Consider the following 21,589-nt stretch of genomic DNA (forward strand, 5'->3'; position numbering starts at 1 on the left):
GCTTCACTGCTGGGGGCGCCCACCTATGCGCGCGGTGAGCTCGGCGGCGGCGCGGCGGACGTGCGCGGCCAGCTCCGGCCAGTCCTGACCGCACTCGGGTTCGCAGACGTGGCGCACGGTCACGCTGATCGCCGCGACCGGCCGCTCCCCGTGGTCGAACGCGGCCGCCGCGACCGAGGCGAAGCCCGCTGTGACGTGACCGTCCTCCACGGCCCACCCCCTGCGCCGCTCCACACCGAGCAGCCTGCGCAGCGCGGGCAGGTCCTTCGGGCCGCGCCCGGTGCGGTTGAGGAAGCTCTGCGTGCTGGGCAGCAGCGCGCGGACCTGCGCGGCGGGCAGTGCGGCCAGCAGGGCCCTGCCGGACGCGGGCAGGTGCGCGGGCAGCCGCACGCCGACGTCGGTCACCAGGGTCTGCGGGCGGGTCGGCTGCTCCTTGAGCAGGTACAGCGCCTCGGCGCCGTGCAGCACGCCGAGCTGGGCGGTGTTGCCGGTCTCGTCGACCAGACGGCGCAGGAGCGGCCGCGCGAGCCGTTCGAGGGGGTCGTGCCGCAGGTACGCCGACCCGAGCTCGAACGCGGCGACACCGAGCCCGTAGCGGCGCTCCTCGGGGAGGTGGGCGACGAACCCGGCCTCGTGCAGCTCCGAGAGCAGGTGGTACGTCGTCGACCTCGGCAGGTCCAGCTCGCGGGCGAGGGCCGCCGCCGACACCGGACCCGCCCGGCTGGCCAGCAGTCGCAGCAGCGCCAGCCCGCGCCGCAGCGCCGGGACATCACTACTGGCACCCAAGGGGGTCTCCTCCCTCACGCCACTGCCGCCTTCTGGGCGTAGTGTCTGGTATCCCAGACACTGTCACACAAACCGGGCTTTGGCTCAGCGGTGTGAGCGGCTGTGATGGGGGCATGTCGCACGTTCCTGTCGGCTTGAAGCCGCTGTCCAGGGCGCAGGTGCTCGCCGTCGTCCGCGGCGGAGCGCCGGTGGAGATCACCCCGGAGGCCCGCGACGCCGTCGCCGCCTCCCGCGCCCACATCGAGGCGCTCGCCGCCGCCGAGACCCCCACCTACGGGGTGTCCACCGGCTTCGGCGCGCTGGCCACCAAGCACATCCCGCTCGACCGTCGCGCCGCGCTGCAGAGCTCGCTGATCCGCTCGCACGCCGCGGGCGCCGGTCCCGAGGTCGAGCCCGAGGTCGTCCGCGGGCTGATGCTGCTGCGGCTGCGCACGCTCGCTTCAGGGCACACCGGGGTCCGGCTGTCCACTGTGGACACGCTCGCCGGGATGCTCAACGCGGGCATCGTCCCCGTCGTGCACGAGTACGGCTCGCTCGGCTGCTCCGGCGACCTCGCCCCGCTGTCGGCGATCGCGCTCGCGCTCACCGGCGAGGGCCAGGTCCGCGACGGCTCCGGTGCCCTGCGCCCGGCGGCCGAGGCGCTGTACGAGGCCGGGCTCGAACCGGTCCAGCTCGCCGAGAAGGAGGGGCTGGCGCTGATCAACGGCACCGACGGCATGCTCGGCATGCTGGTCATGGCCTGCGCCGACCTCGCGGAGCTGTTCGACATCGCCGACCTCACCGCCGCGATGAGCGTCGAGGCGCTGCTGGGGACCGACCGGGTCTTCGCGCCGGAGCTGCACGCGCTTCGCCCGCATCCCGGCCAGACCCTGTCCGCCGCCCGGATGGCCGCGTTCCTCAAGGACTCCGAGATCGTCGCGAGTCACCGGGGTCCGGACTGCAACCGCGTCCAGGACGCGTACTCGCTGCGCTGCGCCCCGCAGGTGCACGGCGCCGCGCGGGACAGCCTGACGCACGCGGAAACCGTCGCGGAGCGCGAACTCGCCTCCGTCATCGACAACCCCATCGTTCTCGCGGACGGGCGTGTCGAGTCCAACGGCAACTTCCACGGCGCGCCGCTGGCCTACGTGCTGGACTTCCTCGCGATCCCGCTCGCCGACGTCGCGAGCATGGCCGAGCGCCGCACCGACCGCATGCTGGACAAGGCGCGCTCGCACGGGCTCCCGCCGTTCCTCGCCGACGATCCCGGCGTGGACTCCGGCCACATGATCGCGCAGTACACGCAGGCCGCCGTCGTCTCCGAGCTCAAGCGGCTCGCCGTGCCCGCGTCGGTGGACTCGATCCCGAGCAGCGCCATGCAGGAGGACCACGTCTCCATGGGCTGGTCCGCCGCGCGCAAGCTGCGCAAGGCCGTCGACGGGCTGCGCACCGTGCTCGCCATCGAGCTGCTGACCGCGGCGCGGGCGCTGGACCTGCGCGCGCCCTTGCGGCCCGGTCCGGCCAGCGCCGGAGTCATCGCGCTGCTCCGCGAGTCCACGGGCGGGCCGGGCCCGGACCGCCACCTCGCACCCGAGATCGCCGCGGCCGAGGAGCTGATCCGCTCCGGTGCCGTGCTTGCCCACCTTGAGTCCACTGTGGACGGGAGAAACCGGTGAACGCAGGACCTCGCCCCGTACGTGCCGCCCGAGGAACCGAACTGACCGCGCGCAGCTGGGCCACCGAGGCGCCGCTGCGCATGCTCCAGAACAACCTGGACCCCGAGGTCGCCGAGCGCCCGGACGACCTGGTCGTCTACGGCGGCACCGGCAAGGCCGTCCGCGACTGGAACTGCTTCGACGCGATCATCCGCGAGCTGCGGAACCTGGCCGAGGACGAGACGCTGCTCGTCCAGTCCGGCAAGCCGGTCGGTGTGCTGCGCACCCACGAGTGGGCGCCGCGCGTGCTGATCGCCAACTCCAACCTCGTCGGTGACTGGGCCACCTGGCCGGAGTTCCGCAAGCTGGAGTCGCAGGGCCTGACGATGTACGGCCAGATGACCGCGGGCTCGTGGATCTACATCGGCACGCAAGGAATCCTCCAGGGCACCTACGAGACCTTCGCCGCCGTGGCGCAGAAGCGCTTCGGTGGCACGCTCGCCGGGACGCTGACCGTCACCGCCGGTCTCGGTGGCATGGGTGGTGCCCAGCCGCTCGCGGTCACCATGAACGAGGGTGTCGCGCTGGTGGTCGAGGTCGATCGCGAGCGGGCTCAGCGTCGCGTCGAGACCCGCTACCTCGACGAGATCGCCGACGACCTCGATGACGCGATCTCCCGTGTGCTGTCGGCGAAAGCCGACCGCCGGGCGCTCTCGGTCGGCGTGATCGGCAACGCCGCCGAGGTGCTGCCGGAGCTGCTGCGCCGTGGTGTCGCGGTGGACGTGGTCACCGACCAGACCTCCGCGCACGACCCGTTGGCGTACCTGCCGAAGGGCGTCACGGTGGAGGAGTGGGCCGACTACGCCGCCGCCAAGCCGGAGGAGTTCACCACGCGCGCCCGCGAGTCGATGGCCGAGCACGTGGCCGCGATGGTCGGGTTCCAGGACGCGGGCGCCGAGGTCTTCGACTACGGCAACTCCATTCGCGGCGAGGCGCAGCTCGGCGGCTACGAGCGGGCCTTCGACTTCCCCGGCTTCGTGCCCGCCTACATCCGCCCGCTGTTCTGCGAGGGCAAGGGCCCGTTCCGCTGGGCCGCGCTGTCGGGTGACCCCGAGGACATCGCGAAGACCGACCGCGCGATCCTGGAGCTGTTCCCGGAGAACGCCCAGCTCGCGCGGTGGATCAAGATGGCGGGCGAACGCGTCGCGTTCCAAGGGCTTCCGTCGCGGATCTGCTGGCTCGGCTACGGCGAGCGGCACCTCGCGGGCCTGAAGTTCAACGAGATGGTGGCCTCCGGCGAGCTGTCCGCGCCGATCGTGATCGGCCGCGACCACCTCGACTGCGGCTCGGTGGCCTCGCCGTACCGCGAGACCGAGGCGATGGCCGACGGCTCGGACGCGATCGCCGACTGGCCGCTGCTGAACGCGCTGATCAACACGGCTTCGGGCGCGACCTGGGTGTCCCTCCACCACGGTGGTGGCGTGGGTATCGGCCGCTCCATCCACGCGGGCCAGGTCACGGTGGCCGACGGCACGGAGCTGGCCGCCAAGAAGCTGGAGCGCGTGCTCACCAACGACCCGGCCATGGGAGTGCTCCGCCACGTGGACGCGGGCTACGACCGCGCCTCCTCCGTCGCCACCGCCCACTCCCTCCCCATCCCCACAGCGCAGTCCTGACCGCCATTCGCGGGCTTATGGACGCTTGAGCGCGCTCAGAGAGGTCCATAAGCCCGCGAATGGCCATATTTGGGTGTGAGGAGAGGGGATCAGGGTGAGTGGTGCGGTTGGGTTGATGGCGGCGATCGCGGATGTGGGGCGGGACCGGAGCCGCGGGGGGTACTCGCGGCACGGGTTCGACGACGTCGAGCTGAGCCTGCGGGAGTGGTTCGTCGCCGAGGCGACCGACCGAGGGCTCGACGTCACCTGCGACCGGAACGGGAACCTCTGGGCGTGGTGGGGGAGTCCCGGACCGGGCGCGATCATCACGGGTAGCCACCTGGACTCGGTGCCCGGCGGCGGGGCCTTCGACGGCCCGCTCGGCGTTGTGTCCGCGCTCGCGGCGGTGGATGCCATGCAGGCCAAGGGTTTCAAGCCCGCGAAGCCGTTCGCGATCGTCGTCTTCGCCGAGGAGGAGGGCGGCCGGTTCGGCGTCGCGTGCCTCGGCTCCCGGTTGATGGCGGGCGCGATCGACCCGGACGCGGCGCGGCGGCTGCGCGATCCCGATGGGGTGTCGCTGGCCGAAGCGGTCGCCGCGGCCGGGCTCGACCCGGCGCGGATGGGCCGGGACGACGAGGCGCTGGCCTCCATCGGCTGCTTCATCGAGCTGCACGTGGAGCAGGGGCGCGGGCTGATCGACCTCGGAGCGCCGGTCGGTGTCGCGAGCTCGATCCTGGCGCACGGGCGCTGGCGGTTCAGCTTCACCGGTGAGGGCAACCACGCGGGGGCCACGCCCATCGGCGACCGGCGCGACCCCATGCTGCCCGCGTCGCAGCTGGTGCTCGCCGCGCGGGCTGCGGCGTCCAGAGTGGACGGAGCACGGGCCACGATCGGCCGCATCCAGCCGGTTCCGGGTGGCACCAACGTGATCGCGTCCACTGTGGACGTGTGGTTGGACGCCCGCGCGGCGACGGACGAGGTGACCCGCTCGGTGGTCGCGGAGATCAAGGCCGCCGGGATGGACGCCGCTGAGGCCGAAGGCTGTGAGCTGACGGTCACCGAGGAGTCCTACGGTGACACAGTGATCTTCGACCCGGCGCTGCGGGACAGCCTCGCCGCCCAGCTCGGCGGGGTCCCCGCGCTGCCGACCGGGGCGGGGCACGACGCGGGCATCCTCGCCGCACAGGTGCCGACCGCGATGCTCTTCGTGCGCAACCCGACCGGGGTCAGTCACGCCCCTGCCGAGCACGCGGAGCCGGACGACTGCGAGGCGGGAGTGGCCGCGCTGGCAACGGTTCTCGAACACCATCTGTCCATTTAGGAGAGTGGTATGCGGTTCTGGTGTGAGTCGGCGTGGCTTGATGGCGCGGTCGCCAGCAGCGTGCTGGTGGAGGAAACCGGCGGGATCATCACCTCAGTGGTGGCCGGGGCTCCTGCGGAAGGAGCGGAAAGGCTTGGCGGACTTGTGCTCCCCGGCTTCGCCAACGCCCATTCACATGCCTTCCACCGCGCGCTGAGAGGGCGCACCCACGGAGACGGCGGGACTTTCTGGACTTGGCGCACGGGGATGTACGCGCTCGCGCAACGTCTTGATCCGGACAGCTACCTCGCGCTCGCCCGCGCCGCATATGCCGAGATGGCGATCGCCGGTGTGACGTGCGTGGGTGAGTTCCACTACCTGCACCACGCGGAAGGTGGGCGTGCCTACGCCGATCCCAACGCGATGAGTGAGGCCCTGCGCCAGGCGGCGGCCGAGGCTGGTGTGCGGCTCACGCTGCTCGACACCTGTTATCTCGCAGGGGGTATCGGCGAGCCGCTGAACGAGACGCAGTTGCGTTTCGGTGACCAAACCGCTGACCGCTGGGCGGAGCGAGTCGCTGCGTTCCGGGAGGACTCGAACACTCGTGTCGGCGGGGCGATCCACTCCGTGCGGGCTGTTCCCCGCTCCTCCCTGGCCGACGTCGCGGAGGGCATCTCAATAGATCGCCCGCTGCACGTGCATCTGTCGGAACAGCCTGCGGAGAACGAGGCTTGCCAGGCTGCATACGGCTTGACGCCCACACAGCTCCTGCACGAAGCAGGGGTGCTGTCGCCGCGCACAGTCGCAGTTCACGCAACGCACCTGACGGCTCACGACATCGAGTTGTTGGGGAACACCAGGACCGGAGCGTGCTTCTGTCCCACCACAGAAGCGGACCTGGCTGACGGGATCGGTCCGGCCCGCGAGCTGGTGGACGCGGGTAGTCCCCTGAGCCTCGGCAGCGATCAGCACGCGGTGATCGACCCGATCCTCGAAGCCCGCGCGCTTGAGCACGGCGAGCGCCTGCGCTCCGGGGAGCGTGGGCGGTTCACCCTGCCGGAGCTCATGACCGCTTCGACAAGAGCCGGTCACGGCGCTCTGGGCTGGACGGAAGCCGGGAGCATCGCTGTCGGAGCGCCGTGCGACCTCGTCCAGGTACGGCTGGACAGTCCGCGCACGGCGGGATCGTTGCCGGAGCAGGCTTTGCTCAGCGCATCAGCGTCCGATGTGGACACTGTGGTCAGCTCGGGTGTCGTGGTGGCGCGCGACGGGTGGCACGAGCGGCTGGGCGATGTCGGCAGGCTGTTGAACGACGCGATCGAAGGGCTGTGGACGTGAGCATCCTGATCACCGGTATCGGCGAGCTGACGACGAACGACGACGAGCTGGGCGAGCTGGCCGAGGCGGCAGTGGTGCTCGACGGCGAGCGCGTGGCGTGGGTGGGCGCGGCGACCGCTGCTCCGGACGCCGACGAGCGGGTCGATGTCGGTGGCCGCGCCGTTCTGCCGGGCTGGGTGGACAGCCACACCCACCTGCTCTTCGCGGGCGATCGCACCGCCGAGTTCTCCGCGCGCATGGCCGGAAAGCCTTACCAGGCAGGTGGAATCGCGGTGACCGTCGAAGCGACCCGCGCGGCCGACGACGACGTGCTGCTGAAGAACCTCCTGCTGCACGTCGCTGAGGCGCGGCGTCAGGGAACGACGACGATCGAGACGAAGACCGGCTATGGCCTCACGGTCGCCGACGAGGTCCGTGCCGCGCGCATTGCCGCTTCAGTCGCCGACGAGGTCACATTCCTCGGTGCCCACCTGGTACCCGCTGGTTCGGATGCGGAGTCCTATGTGGACCTCGTGTGCGGGGAGATGCTGGCTGAGGTCGCGCCCTTCGTGCGGTGGGCAGACGTGTTCTGCGAGACCGGCGCGTTCGACGAACAGCAGTCCCGCAAGGTGCTGAAAGCCGCTCAGGCGGCGGGTTTGGGGCTGCGCGTGCACGGCAACCAGCTCGGTCCGGGTCCGGGCGTGCGCCTCGCGGTGGAACTCGGCGCGGCCAGCGTTGACCACTGCACCCACCTCACACGGTCCGATGTGGACAGTCTGGCGGGCTCGGAGACGGTGGCGACGCTGCTACCCGCGTGCGACCTCTCGACCCGCCAACCGCTGCCTGACGCCCGTGCGCTGATCGACGCGGGCGCGACGGTGGCGCTGGCCTCCAACTGCAACCCGGGTTCCTCGTACACCTCGTCCATGGCGTTCTGTGTCGCCACAGCGGTGTTGCAGATGCGGATGAGCGTCGCGGAGGCGGTGCGCGCGGCGACCTGGGGAGGCGCGCGTGCGTTGCGCCGCGAGAGCGGGGACGGCGCGGTCGGCGTGATCCGCGTGGGCGCGCGGGCGGACCTGCACGTGCTCGACGCGCCTTCGACCACGCACCTCGCCTATCGCCCCGGAGTCCCGCTCACCCACTCCGTCTACCGCAAGGGCACCCGCCTCGCGTAACAACCCGGCCATTCGCGGGCTTATGGACGCTTTTGAGCGCTGAGAACGGTCCATAAGCCCGCGAATGGCGGTAGGTCAGTCGTCCTCGTCGTCGCGGGCCAGGAAGGTGGCCAGGCGCTCGATCGGGGTCTCGAAGTCCGGGTTCAGGTCCACGAAGGCGCGCAGGCGGTCGGCGAGCCAGGAGAGGGTGACCTCCTCCTCGCCGCGCCGCTGCTCCAGCTCCTCGATGCCGCGGTCGGTGAAGTACAACGCAACTGCTCCCCTCGGAGACGGCCGAGCCGCCGGATCCCTGGGGACCCGGCGGCTCGGTGGCACAACTGCTGAGGTTACTCGAAGGCCTTGTTCATCAGCTCGGCCTGCTCGACGTCGTGCACCTTGCCGGAACCGGCGGACGGGGCCGCCATGGCACGGCGGGACACCCGGCGGATGCCGGAGAGGCGGTCGGGCACGAGCTCGGGCAGCGCCAGGCCGAAGTACGGCCACGCACCCTGGTTCGCCGGCTCCTCCTGGACCCAGCGGACGTCCGTGGCGTTGGGGTAGCGCTCCAGCGCCTGGGTGAGCTTCTTGTACGGCACCGGGTAGAGCTGCTCGATCCGCACGATGGCGGTGTCGGTGGCGCCGCGCTTCTGCCGCTCGGCGTTGAGCTCGTAGCTGATCTTGCCGCTGCAGAGCAGGACCTTGCGGACCGCAGCGGGGTCGCTCACCAGCGGGTCGTCCAGCACCGAGTGGAACTTGCTGCCTTCCAGGAACTCCTCGACCGGGCTGGTCGCGGCCTTCAGGCGCAGCATGGACTTCGGCGTGAACACCACCAGCGGGCGGTTGATGCCGTCCAGCGCGTGGCGGCGCAGCAGGTGGAAGTAGTTCGACGGGGTGGACGGGACCGCCACCGTCATCGAACCCTCGGCGCACAGCTGCAGCCAGCGCTCGATGCGGCCCGAGGTGTGGTCCGGGCCCTGGCCCTCGTGGCCGTGCGGCAGCAGGATCACCACGTCCGAGCGCTGGCCCCACTTGGCCTCGCCGGAGGAGATGAACTCGTCGATGATCGGCTGCGCGCCGTTGACGAAGTCACCGAACTGCGCCTCCCACAGCACCAGCGCGTTCGGGTTGGCCACGGAGTAGCCGTACTCGAAGCCCAGCGCCGCGAACTCCGACAGCGCGGAGTCGTAGACCAGGAACTTGGCCTGGTCCTCGGTGAGGTTCTGCAGCGGGGTGTACTCCTGGCCGCTCTTGCGGTCGATCAGCACCGAGTGCCGCTGCACGAACGTGCCGCGCCGGGAGTCCTGACCGGCCAGCCGGACCGGGCGGCCCTCGGCGACCAGCGAGCCGAACGCCAGCAGCTCGCCGAACGCCCAGTCGACGCCGCCCTCGCGGGCCATCTTCGCGCGGCGCTCCAGCACCGGCTTGACCCTCGGGTGCGGGCTGAAGCCCTCCGGCAGGTTGACGTGCGCGTCGGCGATGAGCTCCAGGGTCTCGCGGCTGATCGCCGTTGGCACCTTGGTCGGGATCACCTGGCTGGACTCCACCGAGCCGCTGGGGGCGGCCTGGTGCTTCTCCAGCTCGCGCACCTCGTTGAAGACGTGCTCCAGCTGGGTGGCGTAGTCCTTCAGCGCGCTCTCGGCCTCCTCGACGGAGATGTCGCCGCGGCCGATCAGCGCCTCGGTGTAGCCCTTGCGGACGCTGCGCTTGGTGTCGATCACGTCGTACATCGCCGGCTGGGTCATCGAGGGGTCGTCGCCCTCGTTGTGACCGCGACGGCGGTAGCAGACCATGTCGATGACGACGTCCTTGCCGAACGCCTTGCGGTACTCCACCGCGAGCTTGGCGACCCAGACACACGCCTCGGGGTCGTCGCCGTTCACGTGGAAGACCGGCGCGTCGATCATCTTCGCCACGTCGGTGCAGTACTGGCTGGAGCGCGAGGACTCCGGCGCGGTGGTGAAGCCGACCTGGTTGTTGACGACCACGTGCAGCGTGCCGCCGGTGCGGTAACCGCGCAGCAGGGCCAGGTTCAGCGTCTCGGCGACCACGCCCTGACCGGCGAACGCCGCGTCACCGTGCAGCAGGACCGGCAGCACGGTGAAGCCCTCGCCGCCCTTGTCCAGGATGTCCTGCTTGGCCCGGACGATGCCCTCCAGGACCGGGTCGACCGCCTCCAGGTGCGAGGGGTTGCAGGTCAGCGAGACCTTGGTCTCCCCGTCGCCGAACATGCGGAAGTACTTGCCCTCCGCGCCCAGGTGGTACTTCACGTCGCCGGAGCCGTGCGCCTGGCCCGGGTCGAGGTTGCCCTCGAACTCCCGGAAGATCTGCGAGATCGGCTTGCCGACGATGTTGGCGAGCACGTTGAGGCGGCCGCGGTGCGGCATGCCGATGACGACCTCGTCCAGGTCCTGCTCCGCGGCCTTGTCCAGCACGGCGTCCAGCAGCGGGATGACGGTCTCGCCGCCTTCGAGCGAGAACCGCTTCTGCCCGACGTACTTGGTCTGCAGGAAGGTCTCGAACGCCTCGGCCGCGTTGAGCTTGCTCAGGATGTAGGTCTGCTCGGCGCGGTCCGGCTTGGTGTGCGGGACCTCGATGCGCTCCTGCAGCCACTGGCGCTCATCCGGCTTGAGGATGTGCATGTACTCGACGCCGATGGTGCGGCAGTAGGAGTCGCGCAGCACGCCGAGCACGTCGCGCAGCTTCATCCGCTCCTTGCCGGAGAAGCCGCCGACCGCGAACTCGCGGTCCAGGTCCCACAGGGTCAGGCCGTGCGAGAGCACGTCCAGGTCCGGGTGCTTGCGCTGGCGGTAGTTCAGCGGGTCGGTGTCGGCCATCAGGTGGCCGCGGCTGCGGAAGGCGTCGATCAGCTCCAGGACGCGGGCGGTCTTGTCGACCGCGCCCTCGGGGATGTCGGTGACCCAGCGGATCGGCTCGTACGGGATGCGCAGCGAGGCGAAGATCTCGTCGTAGAAACCCTCCTCGCCCAGCAGCAGCTGGTGCACCCGGCGCAGGAACTCGCCGGACTCGGCGCCCTGGATGATCCGGTGGTCGTAGGTGGACGTCAGCGTGATGATCTTGCTGATGCCCATCTTGCCCAGGGCCTTCTCGCTGGCGCCCTGGAACTCCGCCGGGTACTCCATCGCGCCGACGCCGATGATCGCGCCCTGGCCGGCGGTCAGTCTCGGCACCGAGTGGTTGGTGCCGATGGTGCCCGGGTTGGTCAGCGAGATCGTGGTGCCGGAGAAGTCGTCCGTGCCGAGCTTGCCGCCACGGGCCTTGCGGATCAGGTCCTCGTAGGCCTGCAGGAACTGCGCGAAGTTCATCGACTCGCAGCCCTTGATGGAGGCCACCACCAGCGAGCGCTGGCCGTCCTTGCCCGGCAGGTCGATCGCGAGCCCGAGGTTGACGTGCTCCGGCGTCACCAGGTTCGGCTTGCCGTCGACCGAGGAGAAGAACCGGTTCATGTTCGGGAAGGCCTCAAGCGCCCTGACCACGGCGAAGCCGATCAGGTGCGTGAAGGAGACCTTGCCACCCCTGGTGCGCTTGAGGTGGTTGTTGATCACGATCCGGTTGTCGGCGAGCAGCTTCGCGGGGACGGCGCGCACGCTGGTCGCGGTGGGAACACTGAGCGACTGCTCCATGTTCTTCGCGATAGCGGCGGCGGCGCCGCGCAGCTGCTTGTGCTCCTCGCCCGCGCCGGCGGGCTTGACCGGCGCCGCGTTCGCGGCCTTGGTCGGCGTGGGCTTGGCGGCCGCCTTGGCAGGGGTGGCGGGCTTGGTGGCCGGGCTCGCCGCCGTGGCGGGAGCCGCCGTTCCGTTCACCGCCTCGGCGGACGCGGGCTGGCTCGCCGGAGCCGGCTTCGTCGTGGTGCTGCCGTTGCCGGTCGCCACCTTCTGGGCGGTGGGCTTGTAGTCGGCAAAGAAGTCATGCCACGCGGGGTCCACGGAGGAGGGGTCGTTGAGGAACTGCTCGTACATTTCCTCGACCAGCCACTCATTGGGGCCGAATTGTGACGCAGTACTGCTGCTGGACACGGCCGCTGCTCGCCTCTATCCATCTGCTCGGGGTACAGACACAGGTGTTGTCAAGGCTAGCCCTCCGCGTCGCACGGGTGGTACACGGTCGGACTCCTCTGGTGAGGGCTGGCTCACAGAATCGTTTACCTGATCGATTCCGAAGTGTAGGAGCCTCAAGGCTTCCTCAAGCCACTTCGCTGCCGGTGGCCGGCTCAGCAGCCGGATCTTCGGAAGCCCCGGCCCGCCACAGCCGCGCATAGGCTCCGTCGCTGCGCAGCAGCTCGGCGTGGGTGCCCTGCTCGATCACGCGCCCGTCCGCGAGCACCACGATCCGGTCCGCCCGCGCGGCCGTGGCCAGCCGGTGGGCCACGACGAACGTGGTCCTCCGCGAAGCCACCCGATCGGTACCGCCGCCCGGCCCCGCGAGCAAATCTTCGGTCGCAGCCAAAACGGCGGCCTCGGTGGCGGGGTCGAGCGCGGCGGTCGCCTCGTCCAGCAGCACCAGGTCCGGGTCCACCAGCTCCGCCCGCGCCAGCGCCACGAGCTGGCGTTGCCCGGCGGACAGGCCCTGCCCGCGCTCGCCGACCTCCTGGCGGAAGCCGTGGCTCAGGCGGGCGACCATCGGCAGCGCGCCGACCGAGCGCACCGCCGCCTCGATCTCCGCGGGACCGGCGTCCGGCCTGCCGTAGCCGACGTTGTCCGCGACCGTGCCGGAGAACAGGTGCGCCTCCTGGGGCACCACGCCCAGCCTGCTCCGGTAGCCGGACAAGGCGTACTCGCGCACGTCGACGCCGTCGACCAGCACCGTGCCCTCGGTGACGTCGTAGAACCGCGCGATCAGCTTGACCAGCGTCGACTTGCCCGCGCCGGTCGCGCCGACCAGGGCGACGGTCTCCCCGGGGCGGACGTGGAGGTCGATCCCGGACAGCGCGGGCCGGTCGGTGCCCGCGTAGCGGAAGCCGACGCCGCGCAGCTCGACCTCCCCGCGCAGCCGGCCGGGCGTCTCGCGCGGGTGCTCCGCCTGCGGGACCGTGGTCGGGGTGCGCAGAAGGTCGCCGATGCGCCGCAGGCCGATCTTGGCCTGCTGGTAGCCGTCGAAGACCCCGGACAGCTGCTGGACGGGGGAGAAGAACAGCGCCAGGTACAGCAGGAAAGCCAGCAGCACGCCCGGCGTCAGCTCACCCGACGCGACCCGGAACGCGCCCACCGCGAGCACCGCCGCCTGCACCAGGTCGGACAGCAGCGTGACGAACGGGAAGTAGGTTGCGATGTAGCGCTGCGCCCGCAGCCGGGAGCGCCGGTAGGCGTCGCTGCGCTCGGCGAAGTCCGCCGCCGAGCGCTCCTCCCTGGTGTACGCCTGGGCCACCCGCAGGCCGGAGACGTTCTCCTGGAGGTCGGCGTTGACCGCGCTGACGCGCTCCCGCGCCTCCGCGTAGGCGACCGAGGACACCCGCCGGAACACCAGGGTGGCCACCAGCAGCACCGGCAGCGCGGCGAGCGCCACCAGCGCCAGCTCCGGATCGGTGATGATCAACGCCGCTGAGATGCCGACGACGGTGAGCACGCTGACCACGGCGGTGGCCAGCCCCGTCTGCAGGAACGTCGAGAGCGCGTCGACGTCCGTCGTCATCCGGGTCATGATCCGCCCGGCGAGCTCGCGCTCGTAGTAGTCCAGCCCGAGCCGTTGCAGGTGGGCGAAGCTGCGCACCCGTAACAGGTAGAGCACCGTCTCGCCGGTGCGCGCGGTGACCACGGTCTGGATCGCCGTCACGACGGCGGCGAGGACGACGACGGCGACCCCGACCAGCGTCGCCGCCCACAGCGCGCTGGACACGCCCGCGGAGACGCCGTTGTCGATGCCGTGCCGGAACAGCGTCGGCAGCGCGATGGAGGAGAGCGCGTCGACGGAGACGCCGACGACCGCCAGCGCCAGCGGCCACCGCACCACGCGCAGCAGTCGCCGCAGCCGGAAACCCGGATCGGGGGCGCGGGGGTCGGTGCCGCCGAGCTGCGGGGAGTCGGTCGCGTCGGGCAGGGCCGCGACCCGCGCCAGCAGCTCCGGTGTCGGTGGCAGCGCGCCGAGCGCGCCGGACATCCCGCCGCCGCCCCTGGGCCCGCCGGTACCGAGCCGAGAGCCGGCCATGCGCGCAGCGAACGTTTCGTTCGCGGCGTTTTCTGCCTCGGTGGCCGGCCACAACGCCGGCGTGATCCCGTCCGGCCCCGGTTCGAGGTCGGTCTCGGCGCGCGCCGCCTCCGGGTCCTCGATCGCTTCGCCTGGCCCCGCCAGCAGGGCGCGGAACAGGCCGCAGCGCTGCTCCAGCTCCGCGCGCGTGCCCACGTCGACCAGCCGCCCCTGGTCGAGCACGGCGATCCGGTCGGCCAACGCCAGCGTCGACCGCCGGTGGGCGATCAGCAGCGTGGTCCTGGTGGCGGTGACCGCGCGCAGCGTCGAGTGGATCGCCGCCTCGGTGGCCGGGTCCACCGCCGAGGTCGCGTCGTCGAGCACGAGCACCCGCGGGTCGGACAGCAACGCCCGCGCCAGGGCCACCCGCTGCCGCTGCCCGCCGGAGAGGGTGAGCCCGCGTTCGCCGACGAGGGTGTCGTAGCCGTCGGGCAGACCGGTGATGAACTCGTGCGCCTCCGCGGCCCGTGCGGCGGCTTCGACCTCGTCGTCGGTGGCGTCCGGCCTGCCGTAGGCGATGTTCGACCGGACCGAGTCGGAGAAGAGGAACGCCTCCTCGAACACCACGCCGATCGCGCCGCGCAACGAGGCGGTCCGCAGCCGCCGCACGTCCAGCCCGCCGAGCCGGACCGCGCCGTCCTGCACGTCGTAGAACCTCGGCAGCAGGAGGGAGACCGTGGACTTGCCGGAGCCAGCGGTGCCCACCAGCGCCAGCGTCTCGCCGGGGGCGACGCTCAGCGACACCCCGTCCAGCACCGGCTCGCTGCGGGTGTAGCCGAAGCGGACCCCGTCCAGCTCCACCGCGAGCGGACCGGCGGGCGGGTCGACCGCGCCGGGGTCCTCGCGCACCTCGGGTTGGGAGTCGATCAGCTCGTAGACCCGCTCAACGCCCGCCCTGGCCAGCTGGCCGCTCACCAGCAGGCTCGACAGCATCCGCGCCGGACCGACCAGGCCCGCGATGTAGGTGGCGAAGGCCAGGAAGGTGCCGAGGCTGACCTGCCCGCTCATCGCCAGCGTCCCGCCGAAGCCGAGCACCGCGACCTGCCCCAGCGCGGGCAGCGCCGCCATCAGCGCGGACGGCTTCGCGGTCAGCCGGGCCGCGCGCATCCGCTCCGCGAACAGCCGCTGCGCGGCCGACTCCAGGCCGGAGACCTCGCGCGCCTCCTGGCCGAAGCCCTTGACCACGCGGACGCCGGTCACCGTCTCCTCGACGTGCTGGGCGATGTCGGCGGCGCGTTGCTGCGCCGACCAGGTCGCGGGGAACAGCACCGTCCTGCTGCGCACGCCGATCACCACCACGGCGGGCAGCACGACCAGCGCCACCGCCGTCAGCAGCGGGGACAGCCAGAGCATCGCGCCGAGCGCCACCACGGCGAAGACCAGCTGGCCGGTCGCCAGCGGCAGCATCGCCAGCAGCGACTGCACCAGTTGGAGGTCGGTGATCGCGCGCGAGACGACCTGGCCGGTGCGCATCGCGTCCTGCTTGCCGCCGTCCAGCCGCTGCACCGAGGCGAAGACCTCGCGCCGCAGGTCGTGCTGGACGTCGAGGGACAGCCGTCCGCCCTGGTAGCGGCGGACGAACGCGGTGCAGAACGCGAGCAGCGCCAGTCCCGCGAGCAGCCCGGCCAGCCAGCCGAGGTCGGCGGTGCGCCCGGCGACGGCGTCGTCCACCGCAGCCTTGGTCAGCAGTGGCCCGACCGCCTGCAACCCCACGCCGAGCGCGGACGCGCCGAAGGAGGCGAGCACCACGCGGGGATGCCGCCAGCTCGCCGAGGTGAGTCGGCGGATCCAACCGGGAGCGGGGGGTGAGTGGGGGTCGGGCACGGAATCCAGGCTATGCCCGGCCCCCGACAGTCACGTGATGTCGCGCTGCTTGGCCACCATCGACCCGGCGAGGACCACGACGACGGTGTAGCCGAGGAAGACCAACGCGCTGCCCCACCAGATCGGCCCGCCGTCGGCGAGCCCCGCCCGCAGCTGGGAGACCAGCGGCGAGTCGGCCAACCGGGCGGGCAGGTCGCCGAAGAACAGGCTCAGCGCGAGGTCCATGGTCATGCTGTTGCCCGCCGTGTACGGCAGGAACGGCGCGATCTCCTCGGCGCCCTGGGAGCGCAGGATCGCCGACAGCGCGCCCTCGGCGAGCTGGGTGTAGAGCACCAGGCCGAGCACGGCGCCGAGCTGGCTGCTCACCAGCGAGCCGAGTCCGACGCCGAACAGCGCCCACAGCACCGAGGAGATCACCCCGACCGCGCAGATCGCCAGCCACGACACCAGGCTGGGGAAGCCGTCGCCGCCGGAGCCGAGCACCGCGCCGATCGAACCGAACACCGCGGCCGTCACGCCGTAGAGCGCGCCCAGCACCGCGTACGCGATCAGCTTCGCCACCAGCACCGAGTCCCGCGAGCCCGCGGTGAGGTAGGTGGTGGTGATCGTCCGGTGCCGGAACTCGCCGGTCACCGCGATCACGCCGACCAGCGCGGAGAACAGGGTGCCGAAGGTCAGCCCGCTGGCGAAGGTCGGCAGCGCGAGCGGGATCTGCCCGTCGATGTCCTGGATGTTGATGCCCAGCGTGCCCAGCCAGGCCCCGCCCGCGGCGAAGGCCAGCGTGACCAGCGCGCCGGGGATGAGCATGCCCCACCACAGGTTGGTGGAGAAGATCTTGCGGAACTCCGCCTTCACCAGCCCGTTCACGCCGCACCGCCCCCGAAGCCGCCTGCCTGCCCCTGTCCCTGGTCCGGCTGCTGGACGCCGCTGGTGAGCTGGAGGAACATCCGCTCCAGGTCGGCCTGCTCCTCCTGCATGCCGTAGATCGCCACGCCCGCGGCGAGCGCGATGTCGGCGACCTGCTTGGTGTGCGTCCCGGTGATCGCGAGCCTGCCGTCCTGGATGGTCTCCACGTCGGTGAGCCCCGCCTCGCGCAGCGCGTCGACCAGCGCGTGCGCGTCGGCGGGCTGGACGAGCACCCGGCTGCGCTGCGACTTCCGCAGGTTCTCCAGCGGGCCCTGGTAGCGGGTCTGCCCGGCGCTGATGATCACGACCTGGTCCACGGTCTGCTCGACCTCGGCCAGCAGGTGGCTGGAGACCAGGACCGTGCGCCCGCTGCGGGCGAAGGACTGCATGAAGGTGCGCAGCCAGGCGATGCCCTCCGGGTCCAGCCCGTTCGCGGGTTCGTCCAGCACCAGCACCTGCGGGTCGCCGAGCAGCGCGGTGGCCAGCGCCAGGCGCTGCCGCATGCCCAGCGAGAACTCGCCGGCCCTCCGGTTGGCCGCGGTGGTCAGGCCGACCAGGTTCAGCACCTGCTCCACCCGCTCGTCCGGCAGTCCGGCCGCGGCGGCGAAGCAGCGCAGGTGGGCCCGCGCGGAGCGGGTGGGGTGGAAGCTCTGCGCCTCCAGCACCGCGCCCACCACGGTGGCCGGGTTGCCCAGCCGCTCGAACGGCTGCCCGTTGATCGTCGTACCGCCCGAGGTGGGCCGGACCAGCCCGAGCAGCATGCGCAGGGTGGTGGTCTTGCCAGCCCCGTTCGGACCGAGGAACCCGGTGACAGAGCCGGGCTCCACGGTGAAGCTGAGGTCCTGCACCGCGGTGACGGGCCCGAACCGTTTGGTCAGGTTCTGCACCACGATCCGGCCAGTGCCGTCGTGCACGTGTCCCTCCACGTGAGCTCTGCGGGTAGTGCGCGGCCCGGCTCGGGCGCCGGGGACCTGGCCATCCTGCCGCATCCCGCGTGGTGGGGTGGTGCGGTTCTACTCGTCGAGGGCGTGTCTGGGCTTCGCATCGTCCTCGGGCGCCGCCGGGACGACCGGGATCTCGGCGGTGGTCTCGGCCGGGGTCTCCGGGACCGGGATCGGGCCGGTCACCTCGACCGCCGCGATCGTCTCGACGACGAGGAAGTCCTCCTCGGCGCGCACCGAGTCGGCCGGGCGCATGTCCTTGACCAGGCCGATGACCTCGAACTCCGCGTTGGCGTCGGCGTTGGTGTCGCCGTCGGCGCGGACGAGCACCGCGGCCGGGTCCTGCTCGCTGATCACGTCCACGTCGCTGACACCGCCGACCGCGCGCAGCCGCCTGGTGAAGGGGTTGCGCACCGAGGCGCGCCGTTCGCGGTGGGTGGTGCCGTCGCCGATCAGGTGCCGGTGTGCCATCAGCCACACCTGGCAGGGCCAGCGCCGCCTGCGCAACCCGCTGGGACAGGCGCGGCAGCGGCCGTCCTCGTCGCGCTGGTGCACGGTCAGCAGCAGCCGCCAGCCCTCGGCCAGCCGTTGGAGCTCGGCGCGCGCGAGCGGCAGCAGGGCGGAGGCGTCGCCTGTCTCGGCCGCCTGGTCGAGCATGGCCAGCCGCATCAGCACCGCTTGGCGCATCGGGTCTTCCATCGGCCTCATCCTCTCGGGTCCCCGGTCTCGGCCGCGGCGTCGCTGGCGGTGCCGAGCGTCCGGTGTAGGCGGTGGGTCTGCTGCGCGGAGAGCACCGCGGTGCCGCCGGGCGGGGCGACCACGAGCACCTGGTCCTCCTCGACGAGCACGGTGACCGACCGGTCCCTGCCGAAGGGATCGCCGCAGTCGACCCACCAGCGCTGGTCGTGGTCGCTCATCGCGGATCCGGATCTGCGCGCGGCGCCCGCCGAACCCTCGCGTTCGGACACCCCGGCTCGGTCACTGGCAAGACATCGGCCGGGGGTGCCGCGGCGTACAGGCCGACGGCGGCAAAATCACCCTGTTGCCCCAATTGGCTCTCCCGGGACTGCGGCTTCCGGGGTGTCCCTGATCAAAAGTGTCCTAGGTGTTGCACCCGGGCTGGTGGCTACCGCGTAAACTCCACCGTGGCGGCCTGCTCCCGGTAACCCCCAGGCTGGTTGAGCAGGCCGCCCCTTCCTTCCCTCTCCTGTCCCGCCAGTGCACCCGTCGGGTTCGAAATATCTTACTTGCGAAGACTCTTTGGTCGGGAGTTTGATGGCGGCATCGACCTAGGGAGGAAGTCGTGCGAGTTCTGTTCGCGTCGTCACCCGGCCTCGGCCACCTGTTCCCGATGATCCCGCTCGCCTGGGCGCTGCGGTCGGCCGGCCACGACGTGCTGGTGGCCACCACCGGCGACGCGGTGCAGCGGGCGGCGCAGGCCGGGCTGCCCGCCGTGGAGGCCGCGCCGCACCTGGACGTCGAGAAGTTCTTCTCGTCCCCGCAGCAGGCGAAGTTCGGGGACTGGGCCAGCCTGCGCAAGCTGTTCCTGGAGCAGCCGGAGAAGGCGATGGAGATCGTCGCGGAGCGGTTCGCCCAGCTCGGCGACCAGCTCGCCGACGGCATGCTCGCCGCGGCCCAGGGTTGGGGACCGGACCTGGTGGTGTTCGAGCAGATGGACTCCGCGGGCCCGTTCGTCGCCGCGAAGCTCGGGATTCCCGCCGTGCAGCACAACTTCGGTGCTTCGCGCGGTAGCGGCGAGGTGGCGATGTTCGCCAAGCACACCGCGGCCTACGACCGGCACGGCGCCACCCGGCCGACCGAGGCCGCCGCGATCATCGACATCGCCACGGCGGGTCTCGGCACGGCTCAGCTCGGCTGGCCGATGCGCTACGTGGCCTACAACGCAGGCGGTGTGCTGCCGGAGTGGTTGCTGGCCAAGCGGGACCGTCCGCGAGTGTGCGTCACCCTCGGAACCGTCGTCGGCAGGCTGTCCGGCGTCGGCGCGCTGGGCGCGGTCGTCGAAGCCGCCCGCGAGGTCGACGCGGAGTTCGTCTTCGCGCTCGGCGGCACCGACGCCTCCGAGCTCGGCGAGCTGCCGGACAACGTGCGCGTCGCGGAGTGGATCCCGCTGAACGCCCTGCTGGAGCACTGCGACGCGATCGTGCACCACGGCGGCTCCGGCAGCACCTTCACGTCGCTGACGGTGGGGGTGCCCCAGCTGCTGATCCCGCACGGCGCCGACCAGTTCGACAACGCGAAGATGGTGCGGGACGCGGGTATCGGCCTGTGGCCCGAAGAGTCCACTGTGGACGCTTCGCACCTCGCGCGGTTGCTGGAGGACAAGGAGATGCGGGCCGCGTGCGAGCGGCTCCGCGCCGAGAACGCGGTCAGACCGCTGCCGTCGGAGGTCGTGGCCAAGCTCGTCGACCTGGTGGGCTGAGGCCGGAGAAACAGCGGCGCCGGTTGTCGCGGTGAGTGCGACAACCGGCGCTGACGTGCGTCGTGGTCAGGCGCGCATCACGGTGGAGATGGGGATGCGCGCGGCCCGGAGCGCGGGGATGAGGCCGCCGAGCAGGCCCGCGACCAGACCGGCGACCACTCCGGCCATGCCCGCCTCCCACGGGAACGACATCTCCGCGATCGTGGGCATCCTGCTGCTCAGCATCGACGCGGCCACCTCGAAGCCCAGCATGCCCGCGCCGATCGCCGCCAAGGCGGTGAGCAGCCCGGTCAGCAGTGTCTCCGCGAGCACGATGCCGGTGAGCAGCATCCGCGAGGTGCCGACCGCCCTGCGCAGCGCGAACTCCTCGACCCGTTCGCCGACCGTCGCCAGGCCGACGTTGAGGATCCCGGCGACGCCGATCAGCAGCACCAGGCTGGCCATGCCGAGGAAGATCATCTTCATCAGGTTGATCTGCGAGGCCATCCGCTTCTTGGCGTTGATGACCTGGGAGTGCATGCTCTCGACGTCCGCGCCCGCCGCGGCGAGCCGGGCCCGCAACGTCTGCTCGACGCCGTCGTTGCCGGGGGTGAGGTAGACCATCTGGGAGCCACGGCCGCTGTTGCCGTAGGAGCCCATGCCGCTGGTGCCGGTCTTGTTCGCGGGCGCGGGGGTGGCCGCGGGAGCGGGCATCCAGTTGTCCAGCTCGTCCGCCCGCACGTAGGCGTTGGCGCTGTACTCCTGCCCGTCGTCGACGACCCCGATGATCTGCGGCGTGGAGTTCTTCAGCGCGCCCTCGACGCGCAGCTCCGCCGGGATCCTGTTGTTCTTGAAGCCCTCCGCGGCACCGAGGTTGACCACGATGCGCGGGGACAGCGACGGGGCGGAGTCGAGGTCCAGCCATTGTCCCGAGACCATCCGGTACGGCCGGAACTGGCGGATGTCACCGACGAGCTTGGTCATCCGCAGCTCGATCGCGGCGCCCTTCGGCGGTTCCTTGTCGGTCCTGGGTTTGCTGGTGCACGCCCCGCTGGCGTCGCAGGTGTAGGTGTAGCGCGAGCTGCCGCCGTAGGAGCCGCCGTACTTCGGGTTGAGCGACATGGCGCCGGGGTTGAGCGGGGTCACGTTCGGCTCACCGAGGGTGGCCGTCGTGGTCTCCACCGCGACCGCGCCCTGCTTGCCCCGCAACGCCTCCTTGGTGATCACCGAGGTTTGGTCGTGCTGCGGCAGGGAGAGCACCGCCGTGCCGTCCCTTCCCTGCGACATCTCGATGTCGGCCAGCATGGCGCGTTCGGCGACCTGACCGCCCGCCTGCACGGTGACCACGGCCAGCACACCGAGGAACAGGCTCACCATGGACAGCAGCGTCCGGAGCTTGCGGGCGCGGATGCCCTGGCCGCCGATGATCAGGGAGGACCGGAGCTTGCCGGACAT

At 71.4% G+C, this 21,589-nt stretch carries 15 protein-coding genes; 6 read left to right on the forward strand and 9 right to left on the reverse strand.

The window, feature by feature from the left end; genetic code table 11:
- Nucleotides 1–3 precede the first annotated feature (3 nt).
- Nucleotides 4–786 (reverse strand): IclR family transcriptional regulator, encoded by a 783-nt coding sequence (locus tag ACFFQA_RS12965; protein WP_377852046.1) that lies wholly within the window; start codon nt 784–786, stop codon nt 4–6.
- Between the two features lie 113 nt (nt 787–899).
- Between ACFFQA_RS12965 and hutH the strand changes: the two genes are divergently transcribed.
- The 5 genes from hutH (at nt 900) to hutI (ending at nt 7,867) form a co-directional block, all read left to right on the forward strand.
- Entirely contained in the window at nt 900–2,441 is a 1,542-nt protein-coding gene (gene hutH, locus ACFFQA_RS12970; protein WP_377852047.1) for a histidine ammonia-lyase, read from the forward strand.
- Entirely contained in the window at nt 2,438–4,096 is a 1,659-nt protein-coding gene (hutU, locus tag ACFFQA_RS12975; protein WP_377852048.1) for a urocanate hydratase, read from the forward strand. Before hutH ends, hutU begins: the two co-directional genes overlap by 4 nt.
- Before the next feature lie 115 nt (nt 4,097–4,211).
- Nucleotides 4,212–5,396: an allantoate amidohydrolase gene (locus ACFFQA_RS12980; protein WP_377852275.1), complete on the forward strand. Its 1,185-nt coding sequence runs from the start codon at nt 4,212–4,214 to the stop codon at nt 5,394–5,396.
- Nucleotides 5,397–5,405: 9 nt separating this feature from the next.
- Entirely contained in the window at nt 5,406–6,713 is a 1,308-nt protein-coding gene (locus tag ACFFQA_RS12985) for a formimidoylglutamate deiminase (RefSeq protein ID WP_377852049.1), read from the forward strand.
- Nucleotides 6,710–7,867, forward strand: a complete 1,158-nt coding sequence (gene hutI, locus ACFFQA_RS12990; protein ID WP_377852050.1) for an imidazolonepropionase — start codon at nt 6,710–6,712, stop codon at nt 7,865–7,867. Before ACFFQA_RS12985 ends, hutI begins: the two co-directional genes overlap by 4 nt.
- A gap of 75 nt (nt 7,868–7,942) precedes the next feature.
- On the opposite strand, the gene ACFFQA_RS12995 is transcribed toward hutI, so the two are convergent.
- The 7 genes from ACFFQA_RS12995 to ACFFQA_RS13025 all read right to left on the reverse strand — a co-directional run bounded on the left by ACFFQA_RS12995 (nt 7,943) and on the right by ACFFQA_RS13025 (nt 18,632).
- Nucleotides 7,943–8,116, reverse strand: coding sequence for a DUF6104 family protein (locus tag ACFFQA_RS12995; protein WP_377852051.1), 174 nt, complete (start codon nt 8,114–8,116; stop codon nt 7,943–7,945).
- 77 nt (nt 8,117–8,193) lie between these two features.
- On the reverse strand, nt 8,194–11,880 hold the full coding sequence (locus ACFFQA_RS13000; RefSeq protein WP_377852052.1) for a multifunctional oxoglutarate decarboxylase/oxoglutarate dehydrogenase thiamine pyrophosphate-binding subunit/dihydrolipoyllysine-residue succinyltransferase subunit: 3,687 nt from the start codon (nt 11,878–11,880) through the stop codon (nt 8,194–8,196).
- 166 nt (nt 11,881–12,046) lie between these two features.
- On the reverse strand, nt 12,047–15,868 hold the full coding sequence (locus ACFFQA_RS13005) for an ABC transporter ATP-binding protein (RefSeq protein ID WP_377852053.1): 3,822 nt from the start codon (nt 15,866–15,868) through the stop codon (nt 12,047–12,049).
- A gap of 30 nt (nt 15,869–15,898) precedes the next feature.
- Complete coding sequence (locus tag ACFFQA_RS13010; RefSeq protein WP_377852054.1) at nt 15,899–16,735, reverse strand: ABC transporter permease; 837 nt, start codon at nt 16,733–16,735, stop codon at nt 15,899–15,901.
- Nucleotides 16,732–17,688 carry an ABC transporter ATP-binding protein gene (locus ACFFQA_RS13015; RefSeq protein ID WP_377852055.1) on the reverse strand — a complete coding sequence of 319 codons (957 nt, stop codon included), beginning with the start codon at nt 17,686–17,688 and terminating at the stop codon, nt 16,732–16,734. The genes ACFFQA_RS13010 and ACFFQA_RS13015 overlap by 4 nt, the downstream gene beginning before the upstream one ends.
- A gap of 99 nt (nt 17,689–17,787) precedes the next feature.
- Entirely contained in the window at nt 17,788–18,414 is a 627-nt protein-coding gene (locus ACFFQA_RS13020; RefSeq protein WP_377852056.1) for a hypothetical protein, read from the reverse strand.
- 5 nt (nt 18,415–18,419) lie between these two features.
- Nucleotides 18,420–18,632, reverse strand: coding sequence for a hypothetical protein (locus ACFFQA_RS13025; protein WP_377852057.1), 213 nt, complete (start codon nt 18,630–18,632; stop codon nt 18,420–18,422).
- A 386-nt stretch (nt 18,633–19,018) separates the two neighbouring features.
- Here ACFFQA_RS13025 and ACFFQA_RS13030 point away from each other — a divergent pair, with 386 nt between their 5' ends.
- Complete coding sequence (locus ACFFQA_RS13030; RefSeq protein ID WP_377852058.1) at nt 19,019–20,155, forward strand: nucleotide disphospho-sugar-binding domain-containing protein; 1,137 nt, start codon at nt 19,019–19,021, stop codon at nt 20,153–20,155.
- 66 nt (nt 20,156–20,221) lie between these two features.
- Here the strand turns inward: ACFFQA_RS13030 and ACFFQA_RS13035 are convergent, their stop codons facing one another.
- Nucleotides 20,222–21,589, reverse strand: coding sequence for an ABC transporter permease (locus ACFFQA_RS13035; RefSeq protein ID WP_377852277.1), 1,368 nt, complete (start codon nt 21,587–21,589; stop codon nt 20,222–20,224).

This window comes from Allokutzneria oryzae (assembly GCF_042429765.1).
In the GTDB taxonomy this organism is placed as follows: domain Bacteria; phylum Actinomycetota; class Actinomycetes; order Mycobacteriales; family Pseudonocardiaceae; genus Allokutzneria; species Allokutzneria oryzae.